Source organism: Ruegeria sp. BHSC223 (assembly GCF_059613025.1).
The window spans coordinates 541,016-557,155 of sequence record NZ_JBXWRR010000001.1 but is presented as its reverse complement, the minus strand read 5'-3'; the positions used below and the strand labels follow the sequence as shown (position 1 = coordinate 557,155).

Sequence of the window (16,140 nt, the reverse complement as noted above, 5' to 3'; positions counted from 1 at the left end):
ATGTCTGACGCGCGATACATGGCGCTGGCCCTGTCGCTGGGCCGGCGCGGACAGGGTGTCTGCTGGCCCAACCCGGCGGTGGGCTGCGTCATCGTCAAGGATGGCCGCATCGTCGGTCGGGGCTGGACCCAGCCGGGCGGGCGGCCCCATGCCGAGGTGGTGGCCCTGGCCCAGGCGGGCGCCGCGGCGCGCGGCGCCACCGCCTATGTCACGCTGGAACCCTGCGCCCATCACGGCAAGACGCCACCCTGCGCCGAGGCGCTGATCGGTGCTGGCGTGGCGCGGGTGGTCGCGGCCATCGAGGACAGCGATCCGCGCGTGGCGGGCAACGGGTTTGAGATGCTGCGCCGCGCCGGGATCGAGGTGTCGGTCGGCACGGGCGAGGGGACGGCGGCGCGCGATCTGGCGGGCTTTTTCCTGAAAACCGAACTGGGCCGGCCCTGGGTCACCCTGAAACTGGCCAGCAGTTTTGACGGCCGTATCGCCACCGCCTCGGGCGAAAGCCAATGGATCACCGGACCCGAGGCGCGGCGTGCGGTGCATGCCATGCGCGCGCGGCACGATGCCGTGCTGGTGGGGGCCGGGACGGCGCGGGTGGATGATCCTTCGCTGACCGTGCGCGACATGGGCGTGGCACGCCAGCCGGTGCGGGTGGTGGTGTCGCGCTATCTCGACCTGCCGCTGATGAGCCAGCTGGCCCGGACCGCGCGGCAGGTGCCGGTCTGGCTCTGCCATGGGCCCGGCGTGGATGGCGACCGCGCCCGTGCCTGGGAGGGCACAGGTGCCCGGTTGCTCCCCTGCGCGGTTGAGGCCGGCCAGATCAGCGCGACCGACCTGATGCGGCAACTGGGTGCGCAGGGGCTCACGCGTGTGTTCTGCGAAGGCGGCGCTTCGCTTGCCGCCTCTCTGTTGGCGGCCGATCTGGTCGATGAACTGGTGGGCTTTACCGCGGGTATCGCGATCGGGGCCGAGGGCCTGCCCGCCGTGGGCGTGCTGGGGTTGGAGCAGCTGTCAGAGGCGGCGCGGTTCAACCTGGTTGAGGCTCGCGCCATCGGCGCCGACATCCTGCACCGCTGGCAACGCCAATAGGTGGGCCTTGATCCCATTGAGTGCCTTCGGCGCGCTTTATCCTGGGCTTTGTGGCGCGGCAACGCGGGTTTTCGAGGGATGGATCCTGTTGCGCGGACGAATGCCTCCGGCGGGAGTATTTGGAGCAAAGTGAAGGGACTGCTGCTTCTTTCTGGTTGTAAATACTCAATTCCGACCGGTCACGCTCGCAAGGATGCGGGTTTCAGCGCCACAGATGTGCATGGGTGGCCAACAGGCCTTGCAGCTTTGACAGCAGCCGGTTGGCGGGCCCGGGGTGGGGGATGGTGCCAGAGGCGAGGCGTTGGGTGGCGACCTCGACCGGGCAAGGCTGGCCGGTACGCGGATCCCAGTAGCGCGGATAGTCGATCAGCGCGGCATGGACGAGGCCGGCCAGGTCCGGCCGGGCCCGGCGCCGGGCGGGGATGGTGCCTAGGTCACGGGTGAGACCCCAGCCGGCGTAGAATGGCGCACCTAGAGTAGTCACCGGCAGGCCACGCAAGAGTGCTTCGAACCCCAACAGCGAAGTCAGCGTCCAGACCTCGTTCACCTGATCTAGAAGCTGCATCGGGTCGGCTTGGGTCGCGACCACATCGGCCAGCGTGCCCGGGTCGATGCCGCCGACGCGCAGCCCTGCCTCGACATCGGGGTGTGGCTTGTAGACGATCACCGCCTGGGGATGGGCGGCGCGGACGCTGCGCAACAGGTCCAGATTGCCGCATATCTCTCCGGTGCCGGTCAGGATCGAGGCATCATCCTCGACCTGGCCAGGTACTAGGATGCGGTGGCCGGGAGGCAGGTCGGGCAGGATGCCACCGAGGTTGTATTTGCTGATGCGCGCGGTGGTGAGCGTACGGATCAGCGCCTCGGCCCGTTGGCGCTGGTCGGCGCGCAGCTCGGCGCGGTTGGTGATCAGGCTCTCCAATGCGCTGGGGCGGGTCGGGTCGTAATAGATGCCCCTGTCATCGGTGACCAGGGACAGCGGCGGCACCAGTTGCGCCCCCAGCCCGCGCGAGCGCAGAAAGCCGTCTTCGACCCGTGTGACGCTGTCCCTGGTCGCGGCGCGCGCGGCCCAGACCATATGCGGGCGCGGATCCCCGTCAACGGGCGTGTCGGTAAAGCTGATCGGGCCAAAGCGTCCGAACATGCGTTTCAGGGGTTTGCGTTTCCACAGGCGCATGCCGCCGGCAGTCCATCCCGCCCGATCCTGCCGCCAGGCGCGGGACTGCGCCTCTAGCGTGTCGAGCACGGTTTCCAGCTCGCAAAGCTTGTCGCCGAACGGGTCGTACCAGGTGGGATAAAGGATCATCGCGGCGGCAAAGAGCTGCGCGCGCGTCAGGCGGCGCTCGCGGCGGGGCACCGGGTGTTCGTCCAGGCTCAATCCCCAGCCCGCGTAAAAGGGCTGGCCAAAGACGCGCGGTTTGTGCCCGGCCAGGATCGCCTCGAACCCCAGTTGCGAGGACAGGGTGTAGACTCCCACCGCGCCATCGAGCAGGGTCCAGGGGCTGATCGGGGCGTCGTAGAGGCTGACCCGCGTGCTGACATCCGTGTCGCCGTAGTAACCGGGGCGGAACCCGGCGGCGGTTTCGGGATGGGTCTTGATCAGCACTCGGGCGCCGGGGTGTTCCTCTTGCGCAAAGACCAGCATCTCGCGGAACAGCGCGTCATTGCCGCCGCTTGCGGTGACCGAGGCGTCGCCGTGCGTCTGGTCGACCACCAGCACATAGCCCGGCTCGGGTGGGGTCAGGCCGGGATCGGTGGCGGAATATTTGCTGAGGTGGTTTTCGCGGATACGGACCATGGCATCGCGTGCCCGGTTCAACAGGGCGGTATCGTCCAGCGGGTGGGTGGCCAGCAGTTGTTCGAGGTCGCAGGGCGCGGCGGAGTCGAAGTGCACGCCCGCCCGGTCCAGCAGCAGACCCAAGGGTGGCTCACCCGCGCGACCGGGAAAGAGCGAGCGCAGAAAGGCATCCTCGACCCGGAGCAGAGGGGCAGAGCGGCGTGCAGCCACGGCAAGCCCGCGATTGGCGGTGGGGCTGTTGCCCCAGATGCCCACCAGGTCGCCGTCACCCGGCAGGCCGAGCCGGATGTCGTACCCTGCCAGCGACAGGACCCGGCGCAGGCGGCGCTGGGTGAGAAAGCCGCCGTTATAAACGAACAGCCGGGAGCGCTCGCCCCCGGCTGCCCGGTTCTTGCCATTGGGCGACATGCGTCAGCCGCCGGTGATCGTCTGCAGGTTAGCAAGCGGGGTTAGGCCGCCGGAAATGAGCGAGATCGTCTTGGTCCACTGGGCATACGGCGCCTCGGTAACATAGAGCGTATCCTCGTCCCGGATCACGAAGTCACGTGCGGTGAACAACCCGTTGGGCTCGGTCAGGTTTAGGACATAAACCATGCGCTGAGCGCCTTGCAGGTCGTCGCGGCCCAGCACCTGGCCAGCGATCTCGGCCGGTTCGTTGCGGAAGACGAAAACGCCGGTCGGGTCCGAGGCGGCGGAAATCAAGCCGCCCACTTGAGCAATTGCCTCGAGCGCCGACAGGTCCTGTGTCTCAAATGGCACGCGGGCCTGGGTGTTCGTGGCACCCAACGCGGTGAACGATCGGGTGTCTTCCTCGACCAGGATGCGGTCGCCGCCGCGCAGGGCGATGTCCAGTTCCGGGTAATTGAACAGGTCCTGATACCAGACCTTGCCCTGCTGATTGCCGCGGATAACGGTGACTTCGGCGATATCGGGTTGGATGGTTACGCCACCTGCCTGGGCCAGCATGGTCGACAGCGTACGGGTGGGGCGTTCGATCGGATAGATCCCCTGACCGCCGACCGCACCTGTCAGCGAGACTGTCGAGCCGTCGCCGGCAACACGGCGCACCTGCACCTGCGGGTCGGGGGTCTGCTCTTCAAGCCTGGAGGTGATCACCTCGCGCAACTGGTCGGGCGTGTTGCCCGAGGCGCGCAGGCGACCGGCATAAGGAACAAAGATAAAGCCGGCGCTGTCCACCTGCACCTCTTCCAGGATGGTGGCGTTGGTTGCTTCGCTGGCCAAAAGGCCGTCATCGACGTTTTCCCAAACCGTCAGCCCCAGCACGTCACCGGGTCGGATCGTGTCCGACGTCAACGGGGAGGCGTTCTTGAACGAGTCCGAGAAACCCAGCGCCGGAACCACAGCGGTGGCACGGGTGACGCGATCGTTCACGGCAACGATAAAGGCGTCGCCCTCCTTCTGAACGGAACCGGCGAAGATTTGCCGTTTGTTCGGCCCCACTTTGGGCAACGAGCAAGAGGCCGCGACAGACATCGCAGCCAGCACGAGAACGGGCTTCGCCCAGCGGACGGGGATCAGTTTCACTGCTCGGTCTCCTCGACCTTATATGTTTCTGCCTCGGTTTTTTTGCCAAACTATCGGAATCCGGATGAAAAATCCAGTCCCGGCAGTACCCATTGTCAGTTCACCAGACGCAACTGTTGCCGTGGTGCCGCTTTGCCTGATTTCAGCGCATCATAGGGATCGTCCGGCGACAGCATCATGTCGACCACTTGGCGCAGCAACTGGCGGCGTCCCTTGCGCGAATAGAACCCGCCGGGCAGCTGGCTGGTCTCTAGCAGATACCGGCGGTATTCCTTGTAGGCGCGGGCATCGGGTCGGTTGGCGGCGGAAAAGAACTCTGACGCAGGTTGGGTCGAGACAAATTCAGGCTTGTCATAGACCGCGCGGCCAAACACCTTGAGCGGAATGCCGCGCCAGAGCACCTGCTGACCGGCGGTGGAATTCACCGTGACCGCGCTGCGCGCATCGTTCAACAGCTGCGCCAGCTTGCCGCCGCGCACATAGTGCACTCGCCCCTCCAGCCCGTGCTGGCGGGCCAACCGGCGCAACTCGCGCCTGAGCGGCACACGGCCGTTTTCCAGCGGATGCGCCTTGACCACAAGGTGATGATGCTGCGGCGCCCCCCGGGCGAAGCCGACAAAGATCTCCTCAAGGAAATCGGTTATCGTGGAAAAGGGCGAATGCTGCTGGAACGAGCTGTCATGTTCCAGCTGTAACAGGGCCAGGTGATAGGGGAAGCCGCCGTTGCGGATACGCGCGGTGGCCAGCATCCGCTCGACCGCCAGCACAGGCATCAGCAGCAGCCGTTGCAGGTATAGCTGGAATTCCTTGGTCACCGGCAGATCGCGATGCGGCTTGAACCGGCGATAGCCCTGATTGGTGAACATGACGAACCAGTGATAGAGCGCGCCATAGAAGATATGCTGGCGCATGTCGCCCCAATGGGACGGCGGCAGCGGCGTTTCCAGATCCGACAGCGCCAGTGCCGCGCGCATGTCCTCCAGCGTCATGTCCATCAGGCGCGAGTTGCCATTCGAGCCCTCGCGCTCGTAAGTAACCCAATAGGGGCGCAGATAGCCTTCCTCGAACACATGCACACCCAGTCCGCGCGCCTTGGCCGCCGCAACTGCGCTGGCATGTATGGGCCTTGTATCACCGTAAAGGACAATATCGGTGACGCCCTTGCGCTCAAGCAGGTTCTCAAACGCTTGAGGCCAGTCCTCATGCGCGCCCTTGTAGGGGATGAAGCTTGGCGGATGGAACCAGAATGCCCGGTCGCCTGCGTTGAACCCGACCCGCCAGACCTCGGCCCCCGCCGCGCGCAGCATACGGCCGAGCGCATGGAAAAAGGGCCCATGTGGCCCTTGGAGGAACAGAAAGACCCGCCTGGTTTGGGTCGGCTCTGGCATACTTGTGCCTTTCCTAGTTAACGCTGCCCGGTTTTCGGGCGTGACCGCCATCCTGACCGGCCAATCGGGCGAAACTATGACCCGGGTGGGGCAGGCGGGCAAGCGGGGGGCTTGCCGCGCGCGTGGCAGGGCGTTACCTCGGTGCAGGAATGGCACAGCAAAGGTAAGAACCATGTTTACGGGCATCGTCACAGATATCGGCACCGTGGTCGAGCTGGAACAGCGCGGCGATCTTCGCGCGCGCATTCGCACCGGGTACGACACCTCGGGCATCGACATCGGCGCCTCTATCGCCAGCGACGGGGTCTGCCTGACCGTGATCGCGTTGGGAGAGGACTGGTACGATGTCGAGATCAGCGCCGAGACCGTGTCCAAGACCAATCTGGGCCGCTGGACGGTCGGCAAGCGGCTGAACCTCGAACGCGCGCTCAAGGTGGGCGACGAGCTGGGCGGCCATATCGTGTCGGGCCATGTGGACGGGGTGGCCGAGGTTGTGGCCATCGCCGACGAGGGCGACAGCACCCGCGTCACCCTGCGTGCACCCGCTGAACTGGCCCGTTTCATCGCACCCAAAGGGTCTGTGGCGCTGAACGGAACCTCGCTGACCGTGAATGCGGTCGAGGGGGCCGAATTCGGCATCAACTTCATCCCTCATACCAAAGAGGCGACCACCTGGGGCAGCGTGGCGGTAGGTGACCGGGTCAACCTGGAAATCGACATGTTGGCGCGCTACGTGGCGCGGCTGGCCGAGGCGCTCTGAGCCATGGCCGGAATCGGGCATAATGGGGGTCCGTCGATGGAGAGTGGACGTCTCTGGCGCACCCATGCCTGGCGGCAGGCGCAAAAGGCGCTGATGCCTGAGGCAATCCCGATGCTGGTTTTGCGGATGCGCATGCGCCGAGCCGCCGAGCTAGGCATGACCTACCGCAGCTATGCAAAGGTGCGGCAGTATTCGGGACAGGATATCCTGGGCCTGCTGTTCTCGTCCAACGCGCTGCGCATCTTTGGCTCGGGCGGCGAGATTGCCGCGCCCGAAGCGCGTCAGATCGAACAAGTGAAAAGCGCCACGCGTCTGACCCTGGTGCATCCGCCCGCCACGCCACAGGCGGTGCTGGCGGTCAACCACGTACTGGCCGCCGCCGACCGCGCACCGCATCTTTCCGACAGCTGGGCGCAGATGCGCGACCGGGTGCAGGGTCTGATCCACAGTCAGCGCCTGCCCGCCTCGGGCGTGCTGATCATCGGTGACGCCCCGCTCGAGGCCGACTGGGCCGCCGCCGGGCGCGCGGCCGGATACCTGCCCTCGGCCGAGTATTTCGCCCATCAGCTGGGTTAGCGCCGACCTTCGCCCCTTCATTTCGCCAAAAATACTCCGGGGGAGGCGCCACAGGCGCCGGGGGCAGCGCCCCCAATCCACCCCCCCCCCGCAGCCGGGCCTGAACGCCGCGTCCCGCACCTTGCCTGCCGTTTGTGCACTGGCATTCGCGCGCGCGGTGGTCTATCTGCGCAGGCAGACAAGACAGCTGAAAGGCCGCCCCATGAGCTTTGAGACGCCCGGACCCGTCGAGGCCCGCCTGCGCGACGCGATCAGTCCGATCGAGGAGATCATCGACGAGGCGCGCAAGGGCCGGATGTATATCCTGGTCGATCACGAGGACCGCGAGAACGAGGGCGACCTGTGCATCGCCGCCGAGTTTGCCGATGCCGCCGCGATCAATTTCATGGCCACCCATGGGCGCGGGCTGATCTGCTTGCCGATGACCGCCGACCGGATCGACCGGTTGGGCCTGCCGATGATGGCGGTCAACAACTCTTCTCGCCACGAAACCGCCTTCACCGTCTCGATCGAGGCGCGCGAGGGGGTGTCGACCGGCATTTCCGCCGCCGACCGGGCGCTGACGGTTGCCACCGCGATCAACGAACAGAACACCATGGCAAGCCTGGCCACCCCCGGCCATATCTTTCCGCTGCGCGCCAAGCGGGGCGGGGTGCTGGTGCGCGCCGGTCATACCGAGGCGGCGGTCGATATCTCGCGTCTGGCCGGGCTGAACCCCTCGGGCGTGATTTGCGAGATCATGAAGGAAGACGGGACCATGGCCCGCCTGCCGGACCTGGTCGATTTCGCGGAGCGGCACGGGATGAAGATCGGCACCATCAGCGACCTGATCTCCTATCGTGCCCGCAACGACAATCTGGTGGACGAAACATCCCGCAGCACCGTCACCTCGGAATATGGTGGCGCGTGGGAGATGCGCATCTTTACCGACCAGACCCACGGCATCGAACATGTGGTGCTGGTCAAGGGCGACATCTCGACCTCCGAACCGGTGCTGACCCGCACCCATGCGCTGCACGAGGCGTCCGATGTGCTGGGCCTTGGCCCCAAGCCGACGCAGGAACTGCCCCGCGCGATGGAGAAGATCGCCGCCGAAGGGCGCGGCGTCGTCTGCCTGTTCCGCCAGCCGCGCAACGCGCTTTATGCCAGCGACGAGGACGGCGTGCGCACCATCAAGCAGACCGGTCTGGGCGCCCAGATCCTGTCCAAGATGGGCCTGCACGAGCTGATCCTGCTCACCGACTCGCCGCAAACCAAGTATCTCGGGCTCGATGCCTATGGCCTCTCCATCGTCGGCACCCGCCCCATCATGAAGGACGTCTGACATGGCCGGACACGAGACCCATTACACCCTGCCGCGCGCCGAATTCGACAAGCCGGTGAAACTGCTGATCGTGGTGGCGCCCTATTATAAGGACATCGCCGACAACCTAGTTGCCGGCGCCAAGGCCGAGATCGAGGCCGTTGGCGGCAGCTGGGACCTTGTCGAGGTGCCCGGCGCGCTTGAGGTGCCCACCGCCATCGCCATGGCCGACCGGCAGAGCAGTTTCGACGGTTACGTGGCGCTTGGCTGCGTGATCCGGGGCGAAACCACCCATTACGACACCGTCTGCAATGACAGCAGCCGCGCGATCCAGCTGATGGGGCTTCAGGGCCTGTGCATCGGCAACGGCATCCTCACGGTCGAGAACCGCCCCCAGGCCGAGGTGCGTGCCGATCCGGCCGCGATGAACAAGGGTGGCGGCGCGGCTGCTGCGGCCTTGCATCTGATCGCGCTCGGACGTAAGTGGGGCGCTTCGAGAAAGGATGTGGGTTTCCGCCCCAAGGCGGAGGACATTCTTCTCGCCGAGGACAAGAACGGATCCCGCACCGCATGAGCCAGAGCGACACCCCCAAACCGGTCAACCGGAAACGCCAGATGAAATCCGCCGCGCGGCTATATGCCGTGCAGGCGCTGTTCCAGATGGAGCATTCGGGTCAGACGGTCGAATCCGTCGTGTCCGAGTTTGTCGACCACCGTTTCGGCGCCGTTTACGAAGGCGACGAACTGGCCGAGGGGGATACGAAACTGTTCCGCACGCTGGTGGGGGATGCGGTCAACAATCAGGCGCTGATCGACCAGATGACAGACCGGGCGCTGGTGGCAAAATGGCCGATTGCGCGGATCGACCCGACTCTCAGGGCGCTGTTTCGCGCCGCGGGGGCCGAGTTGAGCCAGAACGACACCCCGCCCAAGGTGGTGATCACCGAATTCGTCGATATCGCGCGCGCGTTTTTTCCCGAGGGGCGTGAGACCAGTTTCGTGAACGCGGTGCTGGATCACATGGCCCGAGAGGCACGCCCGGACGCGTTCTGAGGCTCTCGCACCCCCGCTTCTGTCTGGGTCGAAATAGGGAAACCGGCGGCGGCCGTCCATGGGACGAAACCGCCGCCGCATATTAAAATATCTGGATGAAATTCACCGGGGCCACCACTCACGACAGGAGCCCGGCTCCGGGACGCTAGCGCAAGCCGATCAACAAAGAAACCTATCTGTTCCGATAGGTCTGGCCACTGAGCAGCCCCATCTTGACGGCTCTTACCAGCGCTGCTTCGCGCGTCGGCGCACGCAGCTTGTCGCGGGCCGATTTCAGGTGCATCCGCACGGTGATTTCGCTGATCTCCATCGCAGTGGCGATCTGTTCATTGCGCAATCCGTCTGCCAGCAGATGCAGCGCCTCGCGCTCGCGGCGCGACAGGGGGGTGGTTGTGCCCAGGATTGGGGCCAGATCCTGGCCCGGCGACAGGCCATGTTCGGTTCCGGGCCCCAGATTGGTGCCGATGACTGTTGCCAAAATACGCATTCCGGCCGATTGTTCGGTCATCCAGGCCTCGGCTTCGGGGTGATCGGTGAACAGAGCCACCAGCGTCGCCAGATTGCCGGGGCAGGGCACGATCAGGCTGAAGACATGGCGATAGCCATGTTCGAGCAGCCCGGAATAGAGCGCCATGGCGGTGTCCGAGTTGCTTTCCTGCAAACGGCGGTTCGAATCGATATAGAGACTTTCGGGCCCCTGAGCGGCTTGTGCCAGCACCAGATCGGCATCCGAATAGCCCCCTTCGGAATAGATCTTGAGCCAGTTTGGCGCCATCGAGCTGCGCGCCCAGTGCAGGATTCCGGATTTGGGGGTGAACTGCCCCATGTTCAGCGCCTTGAAGCCAAACTCGTTCAGACGGGCGACCGCGTATTCCCAACGCGCGGCATCGTCGAAGATATGAGAGAGGCTTTCCAAAAGATCGAGCGCAAACTCGGTGAGATTTCGCATTCCGTCTCCGGCATATATTGTCGCAGATCCGCTGGGATACCCTGCCTTTCAGATCATTCTGCGCTAAGATGAGAAGAAACAACAAGGAGTAAGACCATGCCCCGTCTGATCCGTCTCTACGTCACCCAGGTCCTGGTAGGCTTTGCGATTTCGGCGGTGTTCATCGCGGGTCTCCTGTGGCTCGATATCGCTGGCCTCCGGGGGCTGATCGCCCGGTCCGATTCGGCGCTGCTTGCCGTGTTCATGTTGTGGTTCATGAACGGGATCGTCTTTGCCGGGGTGCAATTCGCCTGGAAGATCATGAGCCTGGCCGAGGACGACACGCCGCCGCGCGGTGGCAGCAAGGTGTCCGACCTGCGCCCGGTGCCGGCCCGGCAGGAAGCGCCCGCACAGCGGGGCTGATCCCGGGTCATCGGGTGGTATGCGGCGGGAACCACCAAGTATCGACCGTGCGGTTCGATTCCCGAGGACCTGTATATACAGGTGGGCGCCAGGTAATCAGGCCAGGACCTGAACAGAGCCAGCCCCCTCGGAAATGTTTAAGGCCACCGGAATGCTACCTGTCACGAGAAGGGCAGAACCCGCCGCCCCCATAGGTAGGGCGCACCGCTACCGCCCGCAAGGGGGCAGATGACGGGAACGGGCTTGAATTTTGTTCACCTATTGTTCACCATGTTGCCATGACACTGGATTTGCAACCCGGACAGCGGCTGGCGCGTGGCGTTTCACGACACCTCAGGGCGCATGGATTCGTCTCGGTCGAAGAGTTCGTGCCCGCCCGCGGGCTGCGTGTCGATGTGATGGGGCTGGGCCCCAAGGGCGAGATCTGGGTGGTCGAATGCAAGTCGAGCCGCGCCGATTTTCAGGCGGATTCGAAATGGCAGGGGTATCTGGAGTGGTGTGACCGCTATTTCTGGGCGGTGGATGTGGAGTTTCCGGCCGAATTGCTGCCGTCAGAAAGCGGATTGCTGATCGCCGATGCCTATGACGCCGAGATCGTGCGCATGGCGCCGGAGCAAAAGTTGGCCCCGGCCCGACGCAAGGTACTGATCCAGAAATTCGCCACCCATGCGGCGCGGCGCCTGCAGGCGCTGCGCGACCCCGAGGGCCACGGCATTTTCGAATAAAGCGCGTCGAGCGCGGCCAGCACCGTTTTCCGCACCGGAAAACGGTCCGGAAAACGTGTCGTTTTCCGGCGCCGCCTCAGCGTTTGGACATCAGGCGGGCGGCCTGCGCGGCGGCGCGGATTTCGTCCGCGATTTCCTCGGCCTCTTCGGGATCGAAATCCATCGGCACCTCGACCCCGTGCGCCTCGACAAAGAGCCGCACCATCCCGGCATCGGTCGGGCCGATCTGAAGATTCGCCTCGATATCGCGTTCGGTATTGATGCCCATCTCGTCCTCCGGAGAAACCTTAGCCGGACTAGACCGGGCCGGGTTGAGAATCAAGCCGGTTCCGGGGTCTGATACCCCATGGACACGATCACCCTGCGCCCCTTTCGCCCCGATGACGCCTCCTGGCTGGTCGAACAGCATGGCACGCTCTATGCCCAGGCCGAGGGGTTCGATGACAGTTTCGCACCGCTGGTGGCGCGTATCCTCGACGACTTCATCGCCGATCACGACCCTGATTGCGAACAGGGATGGATCGCCGAGGCGGATGGCCAGCGGCTGGGCAGTATCTTCTGCGTCCGGCTGGACGAGACCACCGCCAAGCTGCGCCTGTTCCTGCTGGTGCCAGAGGCACGGGGGCGGGGCATTGGCCGCCGTCTTCTCGACACCTGCATGGGCTTTGCACGGGACAAGGGTTATCTAGAAATGCAGCTCTGGACCCATGAGAGCCACCGTGCCGCCTGCGCCCTTTACGCCGCCACCGGCTGGCAGTTGACCGACAGCAAACCGGTGCATTCCTTTGGCGTCGATCTGGTCGAACAAAGCTGGAAAATTACGCTCTGACCCTCTTGCAATCCGCAACCCGGTTGGGTACATCGCCCCTCACGGTGCCGCCTTAGCTCAGTTGGTTAGAGCGCTGGATTGTGGATCCAGAGGTCCCCTGTTCAAGCCAGGGAGGCGGTACCATAAACGGTTTCCCCACACCATGACGTCGCGTCTTCCGCTGCATCCTAGCGCAGCCACAGCCCCTTGGATTTGATCCGGTTGCGGATTGCCTGTTCCTTGTGCGGCAGGTTCTCACGGTCGAACATCTCGCGGATCTTCGCGCCCTTGCCCTGATAGACCATTTTTTTCAGCGGTTCGTAATTCTTCAGCACTTTCTTGATCTTGTTGGGCGCGCAGACCTCTTCCAGCACCTCGACCACGTGGTCCGCCTCACGGGCGTAGAGCAGCGGGAACAGGCGATAGTGGCAGCTGACGGTTCCGTCCAGCAGCCCCTCGGGCAGGCTGTCGCGCCCGCCGCCAAACGAGTGGATCACCAGCGGCAGCGCTACCTGGTCGAGCCAGGGATTGAGGCTTTGGCAGACCAGTTCGGGCAGCGGCGTGTCGCGGATCGAGCGGGCATAGGTCAGGAACCGGTGCCCGAACTTGTGGGGGCATTCGTAATAGAAGAAACCGGCGTTGAAATAGAGATAGCGCCGCCAGTATTCGTCTGGCTGATCGAAATCCAGCGAGCTTTCGAAATCCAGCCCGAAGCGGGAATAAAGCGCCCGCCAGATCTCGGTATAGCCAGGGCCATAGAGGGTGGGCTGGGGCCAGGTGCCCTCGCGTTTCAGAGAAGCGGTCGGGCGGCTGAAATCGAAGGGCACCGACATCAGGTCGCCGGTGATCAGCGTATCGGTGTCGAAAAACACAAAGGGTTCGCCCTCGGGCAGGGCCAGCAGCGCCTCGATCTTGTTGCCATGCGGATAGGTCTGGCCGAACACCTTGTTGTCAAACGGCAAAAGCTCGACCCCCAGCATGTCGAGCGCGGCGCGCAACTCGTCGCTCTGGATGCTTGGGTCCTCGTCCCATTTGGGGCCGGGCTGCGGGTGTGCGACGAACAGGCGGCCGTCAAAATCGGGTGTCGAATGGCGCAGCGAGGCGGCAAACAGCACCGCCTCGTATTGCAGGCGGTTGTTCTGACCCACCACCACGATATTGAAGGGTCTGCGCCCCGTCGTTTTCGCGACCTGTTGTTTTGCCATCTCTGCCCGCCGCCGGATTTGGTGATGCGGCGCCCCTGTTTTGACGTAGTATAGGGGCAGGGGCCGGGCGCCAAAAGCCCGGATTTCCCGCCAACTGATTTTGAAAGGCCCGTTCCAGATGCTCGATATTCTGCTGTTCCTCATCGCCGGCGCGGCGCAGTCGTCCCAGGGCGAGGGCAAGGCGCCGACGCCAACCGAAAGCGCCGCTGTCACGGCCCCGGCCGAGGCGCCGGCGGCCCCTGCCTTCCTGACACCCGAACCCAAGGCCGAGGCTCCCGCGACCCCGGCCTTTCTGACGCCCGCGCCCCAACTGGTCGCCGAGCCGCAGGTGCCCAGCGGCAAGTTCACCACCGCGACCGAAGTGAAGCCGATCCTGAATGCCACGCGCGGCAACTGGGTGGCGCTGCGCGACTATAACGGGCAGGACCTGCTCTATGTCACGCATCTGTGGTCCTGGCGCTGCGGGCTGGCGCAGATGTCGGTCTCGATCAACGGGGCCGCGCCCGAGATCTGGCCCCTGCCGCCCTGCCATGCCGAGACCGCCGCGCCCAATGCGATCATCGACAGCGACGGGCTGCCATTCCGCAGTTTCCCTTCGGGCTCGGTGGCGCAGATTGATGTCGAACTGATCTATGACGATCTGAGCGCCGACAGTGCCAGTTTCGCGCGCGCGCAGGTGCTGATGCCCTGACGGGTGCTGCCGCTATCGGGGAGGGTCAGATCAACGCGGTGCTCAGGATCGGGAAATAGCTCAGCATCACCAGCACCACCGCCACCGCCAGCAGGAACGGCCAGAGGGCGGTGAAGATGGTAAAGGGGCGCACCCCGGACATGGCCGAGGCGATATAGAGACCCACCCCCACCGGCGGCGTCAGCAGGCCCAGCACCAGGTTCAGGCTGATCACCACGCCGAACTGATAGGGGCTGATGCCATAGCTGTTCATCGCGATCGGCAGCAGGATCGGCGTGATCAGGATCAGCGCCGCGATGCCGTCGATCAGCATGCCCACGAACAGAAGGCACAGGTTGACGATCAGCAGAAAGGTGAACGGATCCGAGGTGACGGTGGACAGAAACGCCGCCAATTTCTGCGGCAGTTCCTCGTAGATCACCACCCAGCCGAACACATTGGCCGCCGCGATCATGAAGATCACCAGCGAGGAATTGGTGGCGGTGCGCGCGAACATGGCGCCCAGATCGCGGATATGGATCTCGCGATAGACCAGCCAGCCGACGGCAAAGGCGATCAGCGAGGCGACGGCGGCACTTTCGGTGGGGGTGGCGATGCCGAAAAGGATGCCGCCGACAATGGCCAGCGGGATCAGAAAGGCGGGCAGGGCGTCGCGCAGGGCGCGCAGCGCCTGCGGCATGGTCATCCAGTCGCCCTTGGGAAACTGCTGGCTGAGCCCGATCAGCGCCACGACGACAAAGAACGAACCCGCCATGATCAGGCCGGGGATGATGCCCGCGATGAACAGATCGCCGATGGGCAATTGCGCCAGCACGCCATAGATCACGAACAGCATCGAAGGCGGAATGACCGGTGCCAGCAACCCGCCAGCAGCGGTGGTGGCGGCGGCGAAACCGGGGTCGTAACCCTCTTCCTTCATCGCGGGCACCATGGCCCGGCTCATCACCGCGATCTGGCTGGCGGCCGAGCCGATGATCGCAGCCATGAACATGTTGGCAAGCAGGTTGATATAGGCCAGCCCGCCCCGGAACCCGCCGACAAAGACCCGCGCGGCGCGCACCAGGCGCTGGGTCATGCCGCCCTCGTTCATCAACTCTCCGGTCAGGATGAACAGCGGGATGGCAAGCAGCCCGTAGTTTTCGACCCCGGCGAACATCTGCTGCGCGAAACTGTCATACAGCACCAGATTGCCGCTGTCATAGATGTACCAAAGCGCGGTCAGCGCCAGCACCAGCGCGATGGGGACCGAGGCAAAGAGCAGCACAAGGAACAGGATCGGGGTCATTGCGCGGTCTCCGCCTCGGGGTGTCGGCCCGGATAGAACAGATTGGCCGCCGAATGCAGCAGCGCCCCAAGGGTAAAGAGCGGCATCACCAGCCAGACCCAGACCTTGGGCAGGTCCAGCGTGTTGGTGGGCTCGGCATAGATGAAGTTGAAGGTCTGGCCCTGAAACGCCTTCACATCCCAGCCCGCCCGCATCAGTTCCAGCGGCATGAACCAGCGCAGGCAGATCCAGACCATCAGGCAGGCAAAGGCGAACAGCACCAGATCGACCACCCGTTCAAGCATGCGCGCGCCGTGCCCGTCCAGCATCTCGTTCACCAGGGTGACGGCGATGGCGCTGCGGAAATGGATCGCGGCGGATGCGGCCAGAAAGGTCATCCAGACCATGGCATAGATTGCCGCCTCGTCCACCCAATAGATGGCGTTGCCCGCCGCGCGGGTCACCACGTTGAGAAGTATGAGCCCGGTGACCGAGGCCGCCAGCGCAGCGGCGCAGACCAGTTCGACCCTGGCCCAGAGATGCGATGCCCGATACAGCATGTGCCTGCCTTCAAATGTCGCGAA

18 protein-coding genes and 1 tRNA gene are annotated in these 16,140 nt (G+C 64.5%); 11 read left to right on the top strand and 8 right to left on the bottom strand.

Annotation, left to right across the window (positions count from 1 at the left end; genetic code table 11):
* Positions 1–1,089 carry a bifunctional diaminohydroxyphosphoribosylaminopyrimidine deaminase/5-amino-6-(5-phosphoribosylamino)uracil reductase RibD gene (gene ribD / locus AC2FNY_RS02735; RefSeq protein ID WP_496801550.1) on the top strand — a complete coding sequence of 363 codons (1,089 nt, stop codon included), beginning with the start codon at positions 1–3 and terminating at the stop codon, positions 1,087–1,089.
* A gap of 202 nt (positions 1,090–1,291) precedes the next feature.
* Here the strand turns inward: ribD and AC2FNY_RS02730 are convergent, their stop codons facing one another.
* The 3 genes from AC2FNY_RS02730 to AC2FNY_RS02720 form a co-directional block, all read right to left on the bottom strand.
* Positions 1,292–3,295: a capsule polysaccharide biogenesis protein gene (locus AC2FNY_RS02730; RefSeq protein WP_496801549.1), complete on the bottom strand. Its 2,004-nt coding sequence runs from the start codon at positions 3,293–3,295 to the stop codon at positions 1,292–1,294.
* Positions 3,296–3,298: 3 nt separating this feature from the next.
* Positions 3,299–4,432 (bottom strand): polysaccharide biosynthesis/export family protein, encoded by a 1,134-nt coding sequence (locus tag AC2FNY_RS02725; protein ID WP_496801548.1) that lies wholly within the window; start codon positions 4,430–4,432, stop codon positions 3,299–3,301.
* A 95-nt stretch (positions 4,433–4,527) separates the two neighbouring features.
* A complete protein-coding gene (locus AC2FNY_RS02720) occupies positions 4,528–5,820 on the bottom strand; it encodes a capsular polysaccharide export protein, LipB/KpsS family (RefSeq protein ID WP_234166724.1) in 1,293 nt (430 codons plus the stop codon).
* A gap of 172 nt (positions 5,821–5,992) precedes the next feature.
* Between AC2FNY_RS02720 and AC2FNY_RS02715 the strand changes: the two genes are divergently transcribed.
* The 5 genes from AC2FNY_RS02715 (at position 5,993) to nusB (ending at position 9,512) form a co-directional block, all read left to right on the top strand.
* Entirely contained in the window at positions 5,993–6,580 is a 588-nt protein-coding gene (locus AC2FNY_RS02715) for a riboflavin synthase (RefSeq protein ID WP_234162445.1), read from the top strand.
* A 36-nt stretch (positions 6,581–6,616) separates the two neighbouring features.
* The gene (locus AC2FNY_RS02710; protein ID WP_496801547.1) at positions 6,617–7,156 is read left to right on the top strand and encodes a hypothetical protein; all 540 of its coding nucleotides are present in this window, start codon (positions 6,617–6,619) and stop codon (positions 7,154–7,156) included.
* A 202-nt stretch (positions 7,157–7,358) separates the two neighbouring features.
* A complete protein-coding gene (ribB, locus tag AC2FNY_RS02705) occupies positions 7,359–8,480 on the top strand; it encodes a 3,4-dihydroxy-2-butanone-4-phosphate synthase (protein ID WP_234166722.1) in 1,122 nt (373 codons plus the stop codon).
* A gap of 1 nt (position 8,481) precedes the next feature.
* Entirely contained in the window at positions 8,482–9,033 is a 552-nt protein-coding gene (locus AC2FNY_RS02700; protein WP_234162446.1) for a 6,7-dimethyl-8-ribityllumazine synthase, read from the top strand.
* Positions 9,030–9,512, top strand: a complete 483-nt coding sequence (gene nusB / locus AC2FNY_RS02695) for a transcription antitermination factor NusB (RefSeq protein WP_496801546.1) — start codon at positions 9,030–9,032, stop codon at positions 9,510–9,512. The genes AC2FNY_RS02700 and nusB overlap by 4 nt, the downstream gene beginning before the upstream one ends.
* A gap of 172 nt (positions 9,513–9,684) precedes the next feature.
* On the opposite strand, the gene AC2FNY_RS02690 is transcribed toward nusB, so the two are convergent.
* The gene (locus AC2FNY_RS02690) at positions 9,685–10,461 is read right to left on the bottom strand and encodes a response regulator transcription factor (RefSeq protein ID WP_496801545.1); all 777 of its coding nucleotides are present in this window, start codon (positions 10,459–10,461) and stop codon (positions 9,685–9,687) included.
* 96 nt (positions 10,462–10,557) lie between these two features.
* On the opposite strand from AC2FNY_RS02690, the gene AC2FNY_RS02685 reads away from it, so the two are divergent.
* Both AC2FNY_RS02685 and AC2FNY_RS02680 read left to right on the top strand, forming a co-directional pair.
* Complete coding sequence (locus AC2FNY_RS02685) at positions 10,558–10,863, top strand: hypothetical protein (protein ID WP_234145094.1); 306 nt, start codon at positions 10,558–10,560, stop codon at positions 10,861–10,863.
* Between the two features lie 278 nt (positions 10,864–11,141).
* Positions 11,142–11,588 carry an MmcB family DNA repair protein gene (locus AC2FNY_RS02680; RefSeq protein WP_234136516.1) on the top strand — a complete coding sequence of 149 codons (447 nt, stop codon included), beginning with the start codon at positions 11,142–11,144 and terminating at the stop codon, positions 11,586–11,588.
* A gap of 76 nt (positions 11,589–11,664) precedes the next feature.
* Here the strand turns inward: AC2FNY_RS02680 and AC2FNY_RS02675 are convergent, their stop codons facing one another.
* A complete protein-coding gene (locus AC2FNY_RS02675) occupies positions 11,665–11,856 on the bottom strand; it encodes a DUF6324 family protein (RefSeq protein ID WP_234136517.1) in 192 nt (63 codons plus the stop codon).
* 78 nt (positions 11,857–11,934) lie between these two features.
* Here AC2FNY_RS02675 and AC2FNY_RS02670 point away from each other — a divergent pair, with 78 nt between their 5' ends.
* The gene (locus AC2FNY_RS02670) at positions 11,935–12,417 is read left to right on the top strand and encodes a GNAT family N-acetyltransferase (RefSeq protein ID WP_496801544.1); all 483 of its coding nucleotides are present in this window, start codon (positions 11,935–11,937) and stop codon (positions 12,415–12,417) included.
* Positions 12,418–12,463: 46 nt separating this feature from the next.
* Positions 12,464–12,540: transfer RNA gene (locus AC2FNY_RS02665), tRNA-His, on the top strand.
* 44 nt (positions 12,541–12,584) lie between these two features.
* On the opposite strand, the gene AC2FNY_RS02660 is transcribed toward AC2FNY_RS02665, so the two are convergent.
* Positions 12,585–13,601 (bottom strand): GT-B fold glycosyltransferase domain-containing protein, encoded by a 1,017-nt coding sequence (locus AC2FNY_RS02660; RefSeq protein WP_496801543.1) that lies wholly within the window; start codon positions 13,599–13,601, stop codon positions 12,585–12,587.
* 118 nt (positions 13,602–13,719) lie between these two features.
* Between AC2FNY_RS02660 and AC2FNY_RS02655 the strand changes: the two genes are divergently transcribed.
* The gene (locus AC2FNY_RS02655) at positions 13,720–14,292 is read left to right on the top strand and encodes a hypothetical protein (RefSeq protein ID WP_234136520.1); all 573 of its coding nucleotides are present in this window, start codon (positions 13,720–13,722) and stop codon (positions 14,290–14,292) included.
* A gap of 25 nt (positions 14,293–14,317) precedes the next feature.
* Here the strand turns inward: AC2FNY_RS02655 and AC2FNY_RS02650 are convergent, their stop codons facing one another.
* The gene (locus AC2FNY_RS02650; protein ID WP_496801542.1) at positions 14,318–15,577 is read right to left on the bottom strand and encodes a TRAP transporter large permease; all 1,260 of its coding nucleotides are present in this window, start codon (positions 15,575–15,577) and stop codon (positions 14,318–14,320) included.
* Positions 15,574–16,116 carry a TRAP transporter small permease gene (locus AC2FNY_RS02645; RefSeq protein ID WP_496801541.1) on the bottom strand — a complete coding sequence of 181 codons (543 nt, stop codon included), beginning with the start codon at positions 16,114–16,116 and terminating at the stop codon, positions 15,574–15,576. Before AC2FNY_RS02645 ends, AC2FNY_RS02650 begins: the two co-directional genes overlap by 4 nt.
* Positions 16,117–16,140: the final 24 nt, after the last annotated feature.